Consider the following 15,814-nt stretch of genomic DNA (forward strand, 5'->3'; position numbering starts at 1 on the left):
GATTGCTCCCTTATAAATCGCCCCCATCAAAAGACTGCAGGCTGGAGAAGCAAGCGATGGTGTCGGTAAAGGTAATGCTGGAGTACTTTCATCCCTGGCCGAATTCGGCGGGTTTGTACCTGGCGCGGGAACGCGGCTGGTACGCCGAGCTGGGCCTGGATGTGGAGTTGGTGGTGCACGACCCCTACCGTGGCGACACCCTTGAACACCTGCTGACCGGCGCGGCGGACTTCGGCATTTTCCCCAGCAACCGCCTGCTGGTCCGGCGCGGCCAGGGGCAAGCCATGCAAGGCATCGCGGCGATCAATCATGCGGGCCTTGAGTCGATTCAAACCCTGACCGACTCCGGCATCCGCCGCCCACGAGACCTGGTGGGCAAGCGCCTGGCGCTCAACCCCACGCCACGGGGTGTGGCGATGGTGCGTCACCTGGTGAGCAACGACGGTGGCGACCCTGATGGCGTGATCCTGGTGGACAGCGGCGTACGTGAGTTGCGGCCCGAACAGTTGGCCGAAGGCATCGCCGATGCCAGTTTCGGCGGCTACTGGGCCTGGGAAGCGTTGATGCACAGCCCCATCGAAGCAGAACGCCGGGTGGTGTTGCCGGTGGATCAGATTGGCGCACCGGCGTATCACAGCTACCTGTTGGGCGCCCACGAACGAACCCTCGCCGAGCAGCCCGGGTTGGTGCGTGATTTCCTCGCGGCCACTGCCCGTGGCTATTTTGCCGTGGCCGAAGAGCCAGCCATCGCGCTGGCAGCCTATGAGCACACTACGCCGTATTTCCCGGCGGAATTGCTCAGCGCATCCCTGCACAAAATCGCTCCGACCTGGCTGCATGACGGTCGTTGGGGCGAGCAACGCCAGGCGCTGCTGAAACCTTATGCCGAGTGGCTGCACGAGCACGCGGTGCTCGACAATCCGCAGGTGTGGCAAGGGGCAACCAGCAACGCCTATCTGCCCGGGGCGACGGCATGAATCCACAACGCACCGCCCATGGCCTGGGGCTTGATCCGGTAGCTGCCGACTGGCCAGCGCTGCACGAAGCAGATATCCAACAGCTGCTGCACGAGTACCCGCAACTGGGTCAACTGCGCAGTTTGCATTGGCACAGCCCGCGACCGTTCTCCGCTGCCGGGCTGATCAATACCGGCAGCGCCACCCTGTTCGTCAAACGGCATCACCGGCACGTGCGCCAAGCCGCATGGCTGGAAGAAGAACACCGCCTGATCGCCCACCTGCATCGCCACGGCGCACCGGTTGCCGCAGTGGTGTCGAACCGCCACGGAGCAACGGCCACGACGCAAGGTGAATGGACCTACGAGATTCACCATGTCGCCGAGGGCCTTGACCTGTACCGCGATGCGCTGTCGTGGTCGCCCTTCCAAAGCACTCAACATGCGCAGGCGGCGGGTGTGGCGCTGGCTCGATTGCACCTCGCAGCCGAGCACTACAGCGCACCCCGCCGTCAAACAGAAGTGCTGCTGGCCAACGCCCGGGTGATCGAACAACCCGCGCCACTGGCCGCGATCGCCAACACCCCGGCGCTGACCGAGTACCTCGCCGACAAGGATTGGCACGCACGGCTGACCGAGCTGCTGTTGCCCTGGCACGCGCCCCTGCAACCCTTGCTGCACCAACAACCGGCGCTCTGGACCCATAACGACTGGCACGCCTCGAACCTGCTGTGGCATGCAGACGGCAACGTCGCCAGCGTGCTGGACTTCGGCCTCGCCGACCGCACCTTCGCCCTCTACGACCTGGCGACCGCCATCGAACGCAACGCCGTGCCCTGGCTGGACCTGGACAGCGGTGGCCTGGCAGCAGCGGACCTCGACAGCCTCGACGCATTGCTCACCGGCTATCACCGGGGCCGGCCATTGAGCGCCCAGGACCTGCACACCCTGAGCGCCCTGCTGCCGTTGGTGCATGTGGATTTTGCCCTGTCCGAAATCGCGTACTACCAAGGCGTAGTGGGTTCCACCCGCAGTGCCGACGTGGCCTATCACGCCTACCTGCTGGGCCATCTGCAGTGGTTTGCCGGTGCCCAGGGGCAACGATTGCTCAACCACCTGCGGCGAAAATCCGTATGAGTATCCTGGTCGATACCGATTGGCTGCATGCCCACCTCGGGGAGCCCGGGCTGGTGATACTGGACGCCACCGTCGTCCTGCCGTCCCCGCGTTTTGACGGTGATTACCGGGTCGCCAGCGGTCATGCCGGTTGGCTGCACGCACATATCCCCGGCGCACGGCATGCCGACTTGCTGACCGATCTGGCCGACGTTCAAGCGAGCTACAGCTTCGCCCTGCCAACACCACAAGCCCTGATTCAGGCACTGGCGAATCTGGGTGCAGGCGTCGGCAGCAACGTGGTGATCTACGATCGCGCCGACGGTTTCTGGGCCGCACGCCTGTGGTGGATGCTGCGCGGGCTGGGCATTCACGCCGGCGTGCTGGACGGTGGTTTCAACGCCTGGCAACGGGCGGGGTTACCGCAGCACAGCGGGCAGCCTGCAAACACACCCGTCGTCGAACCCTGGCCGATCAGCACCTACGCACCACTGTGGATCGACCGCGCAGGCGTTGAGGCGGTGGCCGCAGGACAAGCACCCGGCGTACTCGTCTGCGCGTTGGGCAGCGCCTTGTTCGACGGCACCGCAGCCACCCGCTACGCCCGGCGCGGGCACATTCCCGGCAGCCACAACCTGCCGGCACGCACGCTGTTTGATGCACAGGGTCGCTACCTGCCCAAGGACGCCCTGGCCGTGGCTATCGGACCCACGCTGCTGCACAGCGACGGTCCATTGATTCTGTACTGCGGCGGCGGAATTTCCGCGGCGGCCAACGCCCTGGCCCTGACCCTGCTGGGTCGCCAGGACCTCGCACTCTACGACGGCTCGCTGCAGGAATGGGCCGCCGACGCACGCTTACCAATGACTACCGGAGCAGCTCCGGCCTGACGCCTTTTGCGGCGACCCCGGCTTTTTAATTTCGTACTGGCAACCCGTCCGTTGCGCAGCGCTGGGCCTCTTTGCGCCCAATAAAGCGCGAGGCGCCAGCGGGCAGGCCCTTGGAGCGCTCCTTTTATGGCAACACCGTACCGTCACACCCTGCTCGCCCTGAGCATCACCCTCGCCGCCACGGCCGCCCACGCCCAGGACGCGACCCTGGACACCGTCACCGTAGTCGGTGAACAGGCCACCGACTACCAGGCGAAAAAGGCCGCTGTCGCCGGCTTCGATAACGCCACGCTGCTGGACACCCCGGCCTCGGTGGCGGTGATCACCGAGGCTCGCCTGAAAGACCAGCAAGCCCGCCTGCTCAGTGAAGTATTGAAGAATGACGCCTCGGTCGGCGACAGCTATGCGCCGGTGGGTTACTACGAGAATTTCGTGGTGCGCGGTTTCTCGTTGAACCCGGCCAGCAGCTACAAGATCAACGGTCGCACCATCACTGGCGAACAGAACGTCGCACTGGAAAACAAGCAGCAAGTGGAAGTGCTCAAGGGCCTGTCCGGGCTGCAAAGCGGCGTGTCCGAACCCGGCGGCTTGATCAACTACGTAAGCAAGCGCCCGGAGAACGTGCGCTCGGTGACTGTCTCCACCAACGAACACGGCGAGCGCTACCTGGCCACCGACGTCGGCGGCTGGCTCGGTGCCGAGCAGCAGGTGGGGGTGCGGGTCAACCTGGCCCACGAAGACATCCGTTCCTACGTCGACCACGCCGACGGCCAGCGGGATTTTGCCTCCCTGGCCCTAGACTGGAACATCAGCCCCAACGCCCTGCTGCAACTGAACGCCGAATACCAGAACCGCGAGCAACGCTCGGTGCCCGGATACCAATTGCTCGGCGGCACCACCGTGCCCCACAACGTGTCGCCACGGGATCTGCTGGGCTACCAGAGCTGGTCGAACCCGGTGGGCATCAAGTCGCTGAACCTCGACGGCCTGTTCGAATACCGCTTCAACGAGGCCTGGAAAGCCAGCTTCAGCGCCTCCCGCAGCCGCGTGGTGATCGACGACTACAGCACCTTCGCCTGGGGTTGCTACGGCGCCGCCAGTTGCGCCAACACCGCAGTGCCCAACCACTTCAGCGCCGAGGGTGACTACGACATCTCGGACTATCGCAGCCCCGACGACACCCGCAGCAACGAAGAAGCCCAGGCCGCCCTCAACGGCCAGTTCGACACCGGTTTTCTCAAGCATGACCTGACCTTCGGCACCACTGCCTTGCGCCGCCTGGTGGACCGGCGTGAATCAGTCAACGAATACATCGGCGAGGGCAATATCTACGAAAAGCCGCCGGTACTTGACCCCTACGAGGGGCCGCTGGGCCATACCTACCGGCGCCTGGACAGCCGCCAATACGGGCTGTTCGCCAGCGACCGCATCAGCTTCAACGAGCAGTGGCAAACTGTTCTCGGCGGGCGCCAGGTGCGCCTCGACGAAGAAACCTACGACCAGGCCGGCGACACCACCCGCCATACCCAGCGCAGCGTATTCCTGCCCCAGGTGGCGCTGATCTACAAGCCGCGCCCGGACACAACCCTGTACGCCAGCTACAGCAAGGGCCTGTCCCTGGGCGGCACCGCGGCATGGTTCAGCAGCAACGCCGATGAGGTCTTGCCGCCGACCACCTCGCGCCAGCTGGAAGTGGGGATCAAGCGTGACTTCCAGCGCCTGAGCCTGACCGCCGCGCTGTTCCAGATCACCCAGGACCTGCAATACAACCGGCCCAACGATGACGGCAGCATCACCTTCGTACAGCAGGGCCAGCAGAAGAACGTCGGCCTGGAGCTTTCGGCCAATGGTCGGGTGACCGACAACCTGCAAGTGTCCGCCAGCGTGGCGGCGATTCGCGCCCGGGTGAGCGGCAGCGGCACCGACGACTACGACGGCCACCAGGCGATCAACGTACCCAAGCTGCGCGCCAGCCTGCACGGCGACTACAGCATTCCCGGGATCAAGGGCCTGGCCCTGCTCGGCGGCGTGCAATACAGCGGCAGCAAGTACGCGAACCGCGAGGCCAGCGTGAAGGTCGACGACTATGCGGTGTTCGATGTCGGCGGACGCTACAGCACCAAAGTCGGTGATTACGATACTGTGCTGCGCCTGACCGTCGACAACCTGTTCGACAAACGCTACTGGCGCGATGTGGGTGAATCGGCGGGCGATGGCTACCTGTTCCTCGGCGCGCCACGCACCGCGCGGTTATCCGCCACCGTCAATTTTTGAGGCTGACTGTTCATGCGTAATCTGATTTTTGCCAGTGTGTGCCTGCTCTCCACCGCCCTCGTCGGCTGCCAGCAGCAACCGCCCGCCAACGACCAGCTGGATGCGGTGCTGTGGACCCAGACCTCCATCGAGCACGAGCTGATCTACCGCCAGGTGTTCGCCAACGCCACTCGCCAACTGGACGTGGCCCTCAAGACCCCGGACTGGGACGCCCTGCCCTTGCCACCGCGCAATCTGGCCGGGCTGCCGCCAGCGGTGATCGTCGACATCGACGAGACCGTGCTCGACAACATCCCGCTGAATGCCCGGGACGTCGTCAACAACCAGGTCTACTCCTACGACCGCTGGAACACCTGGGTCGACCAGGCCAAGGCCCAGGCGCTGCCGGGCGCCGTGGCGTTCCTGCAGGCCGCCAAACACAAAGGCATCACGGTGTACTACATCACCAACCGCGAGCAAAGCCAGGTCCAGGCCACCGTCAACAACCTGCGCCTGCGGGGCTTTCCGGTGGACAGCGAGCAGCAGGTACTGGCTGCCGGCACGCCGATTGGCGGCTGCGAACACGCCGGCTACGGCAAGAACTGCCGACGCCAATGGGTCGCCCAACATGCCCGCGTGCTGATCCTGGCGGGTGATTCCCTGGGGGATTTCGTGCAGGCCGAACACAACACCCTGGACGCCCAGCGCAAGGCCGCCGAACCCTACCTGGGCTGGCTCGGCCAGCGCTGGTTCGTGCTGCCCAACCCGACTTACGGCAACTGGTACAGCGCGCCGTATGGCGACCAGGAAAAACTGCCCTTTGAACGCAAGCGCCAGCTCAAGCAACAGGCGCTGCACCTGCAAAACTGACCCTGAGGGGACCGTATGACGCCGCTGGAAATAGTCGCTGTGATCTTCAATATCGCCGGGGTGTGGCTCACCGCCCGACGGGTGCGCTGGTGCTGGCCGGTCAGCGTGGTCGCGGTGTTGCTGTACGGCTGGATCTTCTTCGACGTGAAGCTGTATTCCGACATGCTCCTGCAACTGGTCTTCGCTGTGTTGCAGGGCTACGGCTGGTGGCGCTGGAGCACCGGGCGCATCGACGCGGGCAAGGTGCGGGTGGAACGGCTGCCGGTCCAGGAGGCATGGCGACACCTGCTCGCCGGGGTGATCGGCGCGCTGCTGCTGGGCGCCGCCATGCACCACTTCACCGATGCCGCACTGCCGTGGCTGGACTCGCTGCTCACCGCTTTCAGCCTGGTGGCCAGCCTGTGGGCGGCGCGCAAGTACGTGGTGAGCTGGTGGCTGTGGATCGTGCTGGATACGGTCTACGTGGGGCTGTTTGTGTACAAGGACCTGCAGCTGACCGCCGCGTTGTATGCCGGGTTTGTGGTGCTGGCGGCGTATGGGTTGGTGTCGTGGCAGCGTGACCTGCGCCAACAGGAACGGTAGAGTCACGCCCACGCCCGGCCTGCACACGGAACCCCAGGATGCCTTTCGACCCGATTTCACCGCACTACCAGCGCATTCGCGAACAGATCGCCCACGATATCGCGGCGGGTGTGCCGCAGGCGGATGAGAAATTCCCGTCCGAACGGGAGATGATCGAGCGCTTCGGCTGCACCCGGGTCACCTTGCGCCAGGCCTTGCAGCAACTGGAAGCCGAGGGCCTGGTGTACCGGGAAAACCGTCGCGGCTGGTTTGTCAGCCCCCGGCGCATCCGCTATGACCCGACGCGCATCAGCGGCTTCATGGATTATGTGAGTGCCCAGGGCCGCACGCCGCGCACCGAATGCCTGCACGCGCAGTTGCGCCCGGCAGGCGATTGGCTGGCCAGGAGGATGGGCCTCGCGTCGGCGGATGAGCCGATGTTTTTCCTGCAACGGCGGCGCTGGATCGACCGGCGGCCGGTGTTGCTGGAGTTCAACGCGCTGCTGGCCAGCTGGTGCCCTGGGCTGCTGGAGGCCGACCTGAATACCTCGCTGACCCAACTGCTGCGGGAGCGGTTTTCCCGGGTGCTGTCGCGGTGTGAGCTGGAGATGCACATTGGCACGGTGAATGAAGAGCAGGCGGAGTTGCTGCAATTGTCCACCGGTTCCACCAGCGTGTATCTGGAACGCTTGAACTTCGGCGAGGATGACCAGCCGGTGGAGTTCGACCAGGAATTCTGGCGTCCGGATGCATTGTCCGTCGTGATGGAGACGCGCTACCCCGGGACGTGAATTTCACACCTGTGAAAGCTTGTGACTTGTTGCCAACGAACCCGTTTTCACTCGCTTGCAGCCCCTACTATCGAGTCCTCGTGCGCCCCTCACATGGACTGAACCGATGATCACCCGCCCCGAAAAATCCGCGTCGCCCCGCGTCGATCAACCCAACGCTCCCGAGCGGGTTTTCGACGCCGTCCTGAACAAAGCCAAAATCCTTGCCAGCACCGGGCCGGGCGACAAAACCCTCAAGCCCGAGGACTACAAGGAAGTCACCGCCCTCCCGGCCAAACTCGACATCGACAAGCTCAAGGTCATTTCCGAAGACAAGGACGCCGGGGTGATCTACTTCGAACAGGACGGCGCCAAATACAAGATCAGCGCCGAGGGTGCGGCCAACGCCCAGGACGGCTTCGACGTATTGAAGAACCTGCGCTTCGGCCATGCCGTAGCCCCGGTCAACCAGGGCGGGCCCGACGAAGGTACCCCGCTGTACACCTTCCTCCAGACCCTGGCCGAAACCCAGGGCACCCCGGCCGGCAAGGCCATCGTCGAAAGCCTGAAGAACCCCGACCAGCAACTGCTGCGCGAAGACGGCGACGGCGTGCGCCTGGCCAACATCAAATCCGTGGGCAAGGCTGAAGACGGCATCCTCAAGGTCAGCCTTGAAAACGGCAAGACTCTGGTCATTTCTGAGTTGCTCACGCCCCAGGCGTTCAGCACCTACACCCAGGCCGGGGTGACCAAGGAAGCTCTCAATGACGGCAAATCCAAAGGTTATGAAGAAGTCACCAGCCTGCCGGGCGACCTCGATTTCAGCCAGTTGAAAGTGGTGTCCGAAGACAATGTTGCCGGGGTGATCCTGTTCGAACACCAGGGCCACAAGTACGCGATCAGCAAGTCCGAAGCCGACCTGCCGCAGCCCGGCGCCGACCTCAGCAACCCCAACCCCAATGCGGGCGGCACCTTCTACAACTTCCTCCACGCCGTGCACGCCAGCGAAGGCTCGCAGGCCTTCGACTACATCAAGAACGCCCAGTCCCTGCCCGGCCAGGAACTGCTGCGCAAGGACGAGGCCAGCCTGAAGCTGGGCGACATCAGCAAGGTCGACGCGCCCATGGACGGCATCCTGGTGGTCAACCAGGCCGACGGCAAACTGCTGGTGGTGTCCAAGGACATCACCCCCGAAGCCTTCGCCGCCTACACCAGCAAGGGCCAAACCCTGGCCGGCATCGAAAAGGCCAAGGGCGACGGCTACACCCTCGCCGCCCCGGACGCTTACCTGGCCTCCACCGAAGACATCATGAGCGTCGGCGGCGCCGGTGATTATGGCCCGGGCCTGATCGCCTTCACCCAGCACAAGCCGGGGGGCAGCGAAGAGAAAATCGTGGTGTCGGAAGACAGCAACCCACAGCTGTTCGAGCAAATTTCCAGCTACCGCAGCGACATCGCCGCGCAGACCACCGACGTCGACAAGCTGCGCACCGATAACGGCCTGCCGCCCCTCAAGGACGTGTCCGTCGACAACCTCACCACCACCGAAAAAGATGAAGGCGGCAACCCGCTGTCGGTGCAGGACCTGTCGATGAAAACCCTGGTGGACAGCTACCGCGCCGGGGTCAAGGACGGCAGCATCGGCAAGGACGACCCGCGCGCCAAGTTCCTGCGGGCGGTGGAAGCCAGGAGCATGGCCGACAATGGCATGTCGATCATTCCCGAGCACGGCTTCGGCAACCAGGGCATCGCCACCACGCCCATCGACGTGACCTCGCGGGATGTACGCGACAACATCTTCGACACCAAGGCCATCGACCAGACCATCAACGACCTGCTCGGCGACTCGACCATCCAGCACGACATCAAGGCCAACCACGACGCAGCCCTGGGCAAGGTCGACGGCGGCCAGGCGAAGGTCGATGAGACCCGGCAGCGCCTGATCGACAGCACCTCCTCGGAGAACTTCACCCAGTACATCAAGTCCCTGCAGGACAGCGGCAAGACCGAACTGGCCACCCAGGAAATCCAGACCGCCTACACCGCCCTGGCTGATATCGACCCGGCCAAGGCCGACAACTTCCTGCAAAACCTGCAGATCGACGGCTACACCGATGCCGTTGAAAAGCTGATGGACGATCCCACCAAGATCTCAGACGACAACACCGCCCTGGCCACCACCGACAACACCATGGCAATCCTGTCGATGCTCAAGGGCAGTGCCGACGGCCTGCCGCGCCAGGCGCTGGGTGTGTATTCGAAGTTCGTCGACCAACTGCTCAAGGACAAAAACGCCGCCGCCGATTTCGGCAAGGCGATGATTTCCCTCGGCGACACCTGGCAGAAAAACGGCGTGATCAGCTTCAGCGACATCGACAAGGCCGTGAGCAAGGAGATCATGCCGGGCCTCAGCGAAGAGAACCGCAGTTCGTTCGTGAAGAACCTCAACTTCCTCAAGGACAACGGCGTACTCGGCTCAGTGGGCGGCGCGATCGGCATGGGCCGTATCGTCTACCAACTCGCCGGGCAAGGCGGCAAGCTGGCGGATACGCCGATGAAGCGCCTGGGCATCGCCAACGACTTCCTCGGCTTCCTTGGCACCGGCTCGCACTTCGCCACGCTGGGCTTGAAGGTCTACGACAAGTTGCGCGGCACCAATGCCTACAAGCTGATGGGCTTCGACCGTTCCCTGCCCGACCTGTGGGCCAAGCCCGGCGAGGGGTACCACGCGCTGCCCAAGGACGCCGAGGCGGTGCAGAAAAAGTACTTCGAGATCGTCGACCAGGCCATGGACGACGGCAAGGACGTGGGCAAGGCCCTCAACAGCGGCGGCTGGAGCGACGAAGGCGCGGCGAAGATCCAGGAAGGCATTGAAAAAGGCATTGCCAGCCGCGGCGGCGTGGCCGGGGCCGGGTTTGGCGCGAAGTTCGCCAGCAGCGCGATCAAGGTGATCGGCATGGCCACCGACGTGGCAGGCGGCGTGATCAGTGTGGTGCAGGCGGCGTTTACCTTGCGTGATGGTGTGCGCGAGAAAGACCCGGTGAAAATCGCCTCGGGTTCACTGTCGATGGCCGGTGGTGTCAGCAGCCTGGTGGGCGCGGCCGGCGGCGTGCTGGGCACGCTGGGGGTGACCGGGCGGATCATTCCGTTCCTGGGACCGGTGGGTTTCTTGATCTCCGGCGCGTTGTCGTTTGTCGGGGCGATCTTGAGCACGGTGCAGTCCCACAAGCTGCACAAGATCTCGATGCAGAACTGGGACCAGATCCAGGATTTCAAGCAGGACGGGCTGCTCAAGCCCAATGGGGATGAAGCGTACGTGTGGTTGCAGACCTACCTGTCCGACTGGGGCCAGCGGGATGCGCCGCAGGACCAGAGCATTTTTGATTTCCGCAAGGAAGAGTGGGATGCGCGGTCGAGTATCCGCGGGGGCGACCATCGGCGGGACCACCCGGACTTTATCGGGGACGGGAATAACCGTAACTCAGAGGACTACAAGTACTCGCTGAAACCGTCGGAATGGACCAATGAGAACCACGACATTATCTGGCGGGTGGGGGATGGGTATGGGGGTGAGTACCATGATGTGGACAAGCCATAACTGAACTTCCTGACACCCGGCAGAACCCATGTGGGAGCGGGCTTGCTCGCGAAGGCGGTGGGTCAGTCAACATTTTCAGTGACTGACACACCGCCTTCGCGAGCAAGCCCGCTCCCACATTTTGATCGGTGTTCGGCTCAAGATCGTCAGATCAACCGCGCCGCCACCAACCAGTCCGCCACCGCCTGGAACGAAGCATCCGGCACCGGATCCCCCGGCACCGTCTTGCGCGCAATCGCTTCCGCCAAGCCCTTGTCCGGCGCCTGCGGTATCCCTAAGTCAAACGCCTCCTGCAACATCCCCAACGCTTCCTCCGGCGAAGCGCGGCACACCACCACCGGCACCGGCGTTTCACCACGCACATAACGCACGCCTATCACCCAGCCATCGGTGGTGCCGATCATCATCGACGCCCGGCCCAACCCCAGCTTGGTGGCCAGCGCCTGCATCTCCTGGCGCTGGCGTCGCCGTTCGCTCTTGATCAACGGGTCGCCGTCAATGTCCTTCCGCTCGCGCTTGGTCTCGCTGCGGGTCATTTTCATGTCGCGGCCGAACAGCCAGCGTTGCATCAACACATCCACCCCACCCACCAGGATGAAGGCCGCGAGTACGGTAAACACCAGCGGCTTGAGCACCAGGAAAAACGTCGACTCGATACACCCCGCGCCACACCGCGACGACTCCATCAACGCCTGCAACGCATGCCGCCCCACCACGTAGAACGCCACGGCCAGCACATGCACCTTGATCAGGCCCTTGATGAACTCCACAAAGTTGCGCAGGGCAAACAGCTTCTTGAAGCCTTCCGCCGGGTTGATACGCTTGAACTCCGGCTTGATCGGCTCCACGGAAAACACAAAGCCACGCATGGTGATGATATTGGTCAGGATCACCACCCCGGTGGTCACCGCCATCACCGGCAGGGTAATGCCGATCACCAGTTGCTCGGCATGGTCCAGCACCCGTGGCCACACCGTGGCGAAGGGTTCGATGTAGATCTGCGCAGTCAGGTCGATCAGCGCCGTGACCTGGGCCTGGGCCCGGGGCGCGAGGATGGAAATGCACAGGGTGCAGAACAGGATGACCATGCCCGAGACCAGGTCCTGGCTCTTGGCGACCTGGCCTTTCTTTCGCGCGTCCTTGAGTTTTTTATCCGTGGCCGGCTGGGACTTCTCTTCGCTGGTATCGCCCATGCGCTACTCCATGCCCGCGAGGGTTTTCAGCAGCTCCACCGTGCCGCGAAATTCCGCCAACTGGTCCAGCATCAACGGAATCAGGAAGCCGATATAGATCACCATCAGGATCGAGAAAAACAGGTTTTTCACCGGTAACGACAGGTCGAAAATATGCAGGTTCGGCGCCATCCGCGACAGGTACGCCAGCATCAAATCAGTGACCAGCAGCGAGATGATCAGCGGCGACACCATCAGCACTCCGACCCGCATGATCTGGTCGAGAATCGACAGCACCGCCAGCAACGCCGAGCTGGCAAACACCGGGGTAAACGCGGTCACCGGCCACAGCTGGTAGCTGTGGTAATAACCGTCGACCATCAGGATAAAACCGCCGGACATGAAGAACAGCGTGATCAACATCACCGTCAGCAAGGTGGACATCACACTCGACTCCCCGGTGGACAACGGGTCCACCAGTTGCGCCATGGTCGAACCGCGCTGCAGGTCGATCAACTCCCCCGCCACTTCCGCCGCCCAGAACGGAATGCCGAACAACAGGCCGATCAGGATGCCGATCAGGAATTCCTTGATCAGCAACCCGGCGATAAACAGGCTGCCGTGGTTGGGCATCGAGGTCATGGCGTCGAACACCGGCATGAACATCGGGATCGAAATCGCCACGGCCACGCAGCCGCGAATCATTCCGGTGAGCCCGAGGCGGTTGAACGCCGGGGTGATCACCACCACGCCCATGGCCCGGCAGGCCGCCAGCGAGGCCGAGCTGATCACCGGGTAGGCGACTTCGAGAAACTGTGCGGTAAGGCTGGCATCCATGGGCGGTCAGCGCGTCCACAAGGGAAAATTGTCCAGCACCTGGCTGCCGAGTTCCGCCACTTGCCCGGCCAGCACCGGGCCGAGAAACACGATAGTCAACAACACCGCCACCAGCTTCACCACCTGGGGCAGGGTCTGGTCCTGGATCTGGGTCAGCGCCTGGAACAGGCCCACGCTCAAACCCACGATGATCGCCACCCCCAGCGCAGGCGCGGAGAGCATCAGCACGGTCATCAGTGCCTGTTTCATCAATGACAGGAAAACGTCCTGGCCCATGGGTCGTGCCTCAGCCGTAACTCAGAATCAAACCGTGCATCAGGCGCGACCAGCCGCTCAATGACACGAACAGGAAGATTTTCAGCGGGATCGAGATCAGGTTCGGCGAGACCATCGACATGCCCATCGCCATCAACACGTTGGACACCAGCAAGTCCACCACCAGGAACGGGATATACAACAGGAACCCGATCTCGAAGGCCCGGGTCAGCTCCGAACTGACAAACGCCGGGATCAGCACCACGAGGTCGTCATCCCGCAGGTCGGCTCGGGCTTCCGGCGACCAGATGGTCTCGGTGGCCTGCACAAAAAAGCCGCGCTCGGACTCGTTGGCAAACCGTGCCAGGTGCGCCTGTAGCGGCGGGCGCAGGGCGTCGCCGAGGTCCTTGAGTTGCTCGACGTGCTCGATATTCAGGTCGCGGCCCTCTACCTGGCGGTACATGTCGCCAATCAACGGCGTGGTGACGTACACCGAGAGAATCAGCGCGATGCCGTACAGCACCAGGTTCGGCGGCGTCTGCTGCACGCCCAGGGCGTTGCGGATCAGGAACAGCACCACCGAGATTTTCATGAAGCCGGTGAGGGTCACCACCGCCAACGGGATCAACCCGATGGTGGCAACCACCAGGATGATCTCGATCAGGTTCGGCTGATAACCGGTCATGGGGTGGCGAAACTCAGCAGGCGCACGCCCAGGCCGTCACCGATTTTCACCAGTTGGCCCTGGCCGACGCGACGGCCGTTGACCATCAGGTCGACGCCATCCACGGTCGGCGTATTCAGTTGCAGCAGGCTGCCCGCCCCCAGTTCCCGCAGTTGCGCCAGGGTCAGTTCCAGGCTGCCGACCTGGCACACCAGCTTGAGGGGCAAATCGTCCAGGGCCGCGGCGGCATCGACGTCAGTCATTGTGTTCTCCATGTCCAAAAGGGGCGTGTTCAGAGGTTCCTGCACCTGCAGCGACGAGCCGTCGCGCTGGCAGCGGGCTTGCAGGCGGCCCTCAAGGTCCAGCAGCCAGCCGCTGCCGGGTTCGAGCATCAGCACATCGCCGGGCTGCAGGCTGCGCAGCTCGCCGAGGCTCAACCATTGCCGCCCGGCCACTACCGACAGCGTGTGGCGCAGCGCCGGCAACGGGTCGGCGTCGATCTGGCCGTGCTGCTCCAGCAACTGGCCCACCAGCACTGCAGCGCTTTCACTCAAGTCCAGTTGGGCGGCCATTGGCGGGTGGTTGCCGAAGGTCAATGTCAGCGCCAGATGCACTGCATAAGGCCGCAGGTCGTCACTGGTTTCGAGCAGTTGCACGGGGTGGCCGAGCAACGGTTCGAGGCGCTCGATCAGGTCCAGCACGGCCAGTTCCAGCAGCAGCGAACGCGGTAATGCCGGCAGCACTTGCGCGTCGAACTGCAACGCCAGCGGCACCAGTACGTGTTCCAGGGCGGCAGCCGAGAGTCGCAAGCGCACCGGTGACTGGCCGAGCAACAGCAACACATCCCGGGGTGTTTTCAGCGGCTGGGGATCGGCGGCCCAGGCGACGCTCAGATCCTGCCCGGCGCAGCGGCCCTGCCACGCATGCCGCCGGCGGTGCAATTGGTTATGCAGCGTGAGCAGCGCCGGGTCGTAGTGCTCAAGCCAGGGCGCCAACGGGTCGGCAAGGGCCACGATCATGTGCCGAGTCCTTGTTCTTCACGCAGCTCGCCGGCCACCCGTTCGCTGCTTTCACGCCCGTCCAGCAGGCTTTGCCAGGCATCGGACTGGCGCTGGCGGCTCAGGCGCTCCTGACGGAACAGGTCGCGCTCACGCTCCTGGGTTTGCAGGGTACTGGACACGTGGCTGACGTCGCCTTCAAGCACCTGCTCATCGTCGGCCAAGCCCCGCAGGCGATCCTGGGCGGCCTGCCAACTGGCCACCGACAGGCCTTCGGTGAGGGAGGCGTAAATCTCGCCGGCTTCATGGGCAACGGCCTCACGGTGCAGGCGCAGTTGTTCCTTGGCGTCGGTCAAGGCGCCGTGGGTTTGCGCGCAGCGTTGCTGTTGCGCCGCCAACTGGCTCGCCGCCCGCTGTTCGCGCAGCACCCGCAGGGTTTGCAGGGTGCGCAGTTGCTCAGTCTTCATCGGTTCTTTTCTCCATCGTCATACCAACAGCGCACTCACTGAGTGCATGAAGATCGAATGTGGGAGCTGTAGAGCCCCGGCAACGCTGCAACATCGATGTCAGCAGTGCTGCCGCCATCGCAGCCTCGCTAAAGCTCGACAGCTCCCACACTGGACCTTGCTGCGCGTTCGGGCTCATGCCAGCACCTGCCGCCTGCGGTTCAGGGAGTGCATGAAGATCAAATGTGGGAGCTGTCGAGCCCCGGCGAGGCTGCGAAAGCGGTGGGTCGGGCAACATCGATGTCGGCTGTGCTGACGCTATCGCAGCCTCGCTAAAGCTCGACAGCTCCCACACTGGATCTTGCTGTGCTTTCAGGCTCATGCAAGCACCTGCCGCATGCGGATCAAGGAGTGCATGCAGATCAAATG

The 15,814-nt window shown here is 63.6% G+C and carries 15 protein-coding genes; 8 read left to right on the forward strand and 7 right to left on the reverse strand.

What is annotated here, in order from left to right:
- Window positions 1–56 precede the first annotated feature (56 nt).
- From HX811_RS07070 to HX811_RS07105, 8 genes are all read left to right on the forward strand, one after another.
- Window positions 57–977: an ABC transporter substrate-binding protein gene (locus HX811_RS07070; RefSeq protein ID WP_177045348.1), complete on the forward strand. Its 921-nt coding sequence runs from the start codon at window positions 57–59 to the stop codon at window positions 975–977.
- Window positions 974–2,092 carry a phosphotransferase gene (locus HX811_RS07075; RefSeq protein ID WP_177045350.1) on the forward strand — a complete coding sequence of 373 codons (1,119 nt, stop codon included), beginning with the start codon at window positions 974–976 and terminating at the stop codon, window positions 2,090–2,092. Before HX811_RS07070 ends, HX811_RS07075 begins: the two co-directional genes overlap by 4 nt.
- A complete protein-coding gene (locus HX811_RS07080; protein ID WP_102369483.1) occupies window positions 2,089–2,961 on the forward strand; it encodes a sulfurtransferase in 873 nt (290 codons plus the stop codon). Before HX811_RS07075 ends, HX811_RS07080 begins: the two co-directional genes overlap by 4 nt.
- Window positions 2,962–3,087: 126 nt before the next feature.
- Window positions 3,088–5,235, forward strand: coding sequence for a TonB-dependent siderophore receptor (locus tag HX811_RS07085; protein WP_177045352.1), 2,148 nt, complete (start codon window positions 3,088–3,090; stop codon window positions 5,233–5,235).
- 12 nt (window positions 5,236–5,247) lie between these two features.
- Window positions 5,248–6,084, forward strand: coding sequence for a 5'-nucleotidase, lipoprotein e(P4) family (locus HX811_RS07090; RefSeq protein ID WP_177028588.1), 837 nt, complete (start codon window positions 5,248–5,250; stop codon window positions 6,082–6,084).
- Between the two features lie 15 nt (window positions 6,085–6,099).
- Window positions 6,100–6,666, forward strand: a complete 567-nt coding sequence (pnuC, locus tag HX811_RS07095) for a nicotinamide riboside transporter PnuC (protein ID WP_102369486.1) — start codon at window positions 6,100–6,102, stop codon at window positions 6,664–6,666.
- A 38-nt stretch (window positions 6,667–6,704) separates the two neighbouring features.
- Window positions 6,705–7,436, forward strand: coding sequence for a UTRA domain-containing protein (locus HX811_RS07100; RefSeq protein WP_134326968.1), 732 nt, complete (start codon window positions 6,705–6,707; stop codon window positions 7,434–7,436).
- A 106-nt stretch (window positions 7,437–7,542) separates the two neighbouring features.
- Window positions 7,543–11,013 (forward strand): hypothetical protein, encoded by a 3,471-nt coding sequence (locus HX811_RS07105; protein ID WP_177045354.1) that lies wholly within the window; start codon window positions 7,543–7,545, stop codon window positions 11,011–11,013.
- A gap of 146 nt (window positions 11,014–11,159) precedes the next feature.
- On the opposite strand, the gene HX811_RS07110 is transcribed toward HX811_RS07105, so the two are convergent.
- From HX811_RS07110 to HX811_RS07140, 7 genes are read right to left on the reverse strand one after another with little or no spacing between them, the layout of a single operon-like run.
- Entirely contained in the window at window positions 11,160–12,206 is a 1,047-nt protein-coding gene (locus HX811_RS07110) for an EscU/YscU/HrcU family type III secretion system export apparatus switch protein (protein ID WP_003208311.1), read from the reverse strand.
- A gap of 3 nt (window positions 12,207–12,209) precedes the next feature.
- Window positions 12,210–13,022 carry a type III secretion system export apparatus subunit SctT gene (gene sctT, locus HX811_RS07115; RefSeq protein ID WP_003208312.1) on the reverse strand — a complete coding sequence of 271 codons (813 nt, stop codon included), beginning with the start codon at window positions 13,020–13,022 and terminating at the stop codon, window positions 12,210–12,212.
- A 6-nt stretch (window positions 13,023–13,028) separates the two neighbouring features.
- Window positions 13,029–13,298 (reverse strand): type III secretion system export apparatus subunit SctS, encoded by a 270-nt coding sequence (sctS, locus tag HX811_RS07120; RefSeq protein WP_003208314.1) that lies wholly within the window; start codon window positions 13,296–13,298, stop codon window positions 13,029–13,031.
- Window positions 13,299–13,308: 10 nt separating this feature from the next.
- The gene (gene sctR, locus HX811_RS07125) at window positions 13,309–13,962 is read right to left on the reverse strand and encodes a type III secretion system export apparatus subunit SctR (protein ID WP_003208316.1); all 654 of its coding nucleotides are present in this window, start codon (window positions 13,960–13,962) and stop codon (window positions 13,309–13,311) included.
- Entirely contained in the window at window positions 13,959–14,960 is a 1,002-nt protein-coding gene (sctQ, locus tag HX811_RS07130; RefSeq protein WP_177021009.1) for a type III secretion system cytoplasmic ring protein SctQ, read from the reverse strand. Before sctQ ends, sctR begins: the two co-directional genes overlap by 4 nt.
- Window positions 14,957–15,406 (reverse strand): hypothetical protein, encoded by a 450-nt coding sequence (locus HX811_RS07135; RefSeq protein ID WP_102369490.1) that lies wholly within the window; start codon window positions 15,404–15,406, stop codon window positions 14,957–14,959. Before HX811_RS07135 ends, sctQ begins: the two co-directional genes overlap by 4 nt.
- Window positions 15,396–15,767, reverse strand: a complete 372-nt coding sequence (locus HX811_RS07140; RefSeq protein ID WP_177045356.1) for a hypothetical protein — start codon at window positions 15,765–15,767, stop codon at window positions 15,396–15,398. Before HX811_RS07140 ends, HX811_RS07135 begins: the two co-directional genes overlap by 11 nt.
- Window positions 15,768–15,814 lie beyond the last annotated feature (47 nt).

Origin of the sequence: Pseudomonas sp. F8002 (assembly GCF_013385495.1) — a bacterium.
In the GTDB taxonomy this organism is placed as follows: Bacteria; Pseudomonadota; Gammaproteobacteria; order Pseudomonadales; family Pseudomonadaceae; genus Aquipseudomonas.

Excerpts from the sequence above, each read along its gene's own strand:
- HX811_RS07070 (WP_177045348.1), top strand. The coding sequence starts at position 57 with ATGGTGTCGGTAAAGGTAATGCTGGAGTACTTTCATCCCTGGCCGAAT.
- HX811_RS07075 (WP_177045350.1), top strand. The coding sequence starts at position 974 with ATGAATCCACAACGCACCGCCCATGGCCTGGGGCTTGATCCGGTAGCT.
- HX811_RS07080 (WP_102369483.1), top strand. The coding sequence starts at position 2,089 with ATGAGTATCCTGGTCGATACCGATTGGCTGCATGCCCACCTCGGGGAG.
- HX811_RS07085 (WP_177045352.1), top strand. The coding sequence starts at position 3,088 with ATGGCAACACCGTACCGTCACACCCTGCTCGCCCTGAGCATCACCCTC.
- HX811_RS07090 (WP_177028588.1), top strand. The coding sequence starts at position 5,248 with ATGCGTAATCTGATTTTTGCCAGTGTGTGCCTGCTCTCCACCGCCCTC.
- pnuC (WP_102369486.1), top strand. The coding sequence starts at position 6,100 with ATGACGCCGCTGGAAATAGTCGCTGTGATCTTCAATATCGCCGGGGTG.
- HX811_RS07100 (WP_134326968.1), top strand. The coding sequence starts at position 6,705 with ATGCCTTTCGACCCGATTTCACCGCACTACCAGCGCATTCGCGAACAG.
- HX811_RS07105 (WP_177045354.1), top strand. The coding sequence starts at position 7,543 with ATGATCACCCGCCCCGAAAAATCCGCGTCGCCCCGCGTCGATCAACCC.
- HX811_RS07110 (WP_003208311.1), bottom strand. The coding sequence starts at position 12,206 with ATGGGCGATACCAGCGAAGAGAAGTCCCAGCCGGCCACGGATAAAAAA.
- sctT (WP_003208312.1), bottom strand. The coding sequence starts at position 13,022 with ATGGATGCCAGCCTTACCGCACAGTTTCTCGAAGTCGCCTACCCGGTG.
- sctS (WP_003208314.1), bottom strand. The coding sequence starts at position 13,298 with ATGGGCCAGGACGTTTTCCTGTCATTGATGAAACAGGCACTGATGACC.
- sctR (WP_003208316.1), bottom strand. The coding sequence starts at position 13,962 with ATGACCGGTTATCAGCCGAACCTGATCGAGATCATCCTGGTGGTTGCC.
- sctQ (WP_177021009.1), bottom strand. The coding sequence starts at position 14,960 with ATGATCGTGGCCCTTGCCGACCCGTTGGCGCCCTGGCTTGAGCACTAC.
- HX811_RS07135 (WP_102369490.1), bottom strand. The coding sequence starts at position 15,406 with ATGAAGACTGAGCAACTGCGCACCCTGCAAACCCTGCGGGTGCTGCGC.
- HX811_RS07140 (WP_177045356.1), bottom strand. The coding sequence starts at position 15,767 with ATGAGCCTGAAAGCACAGCAAGATCCAGTGTGGGAGCTGTCGAGCTTT.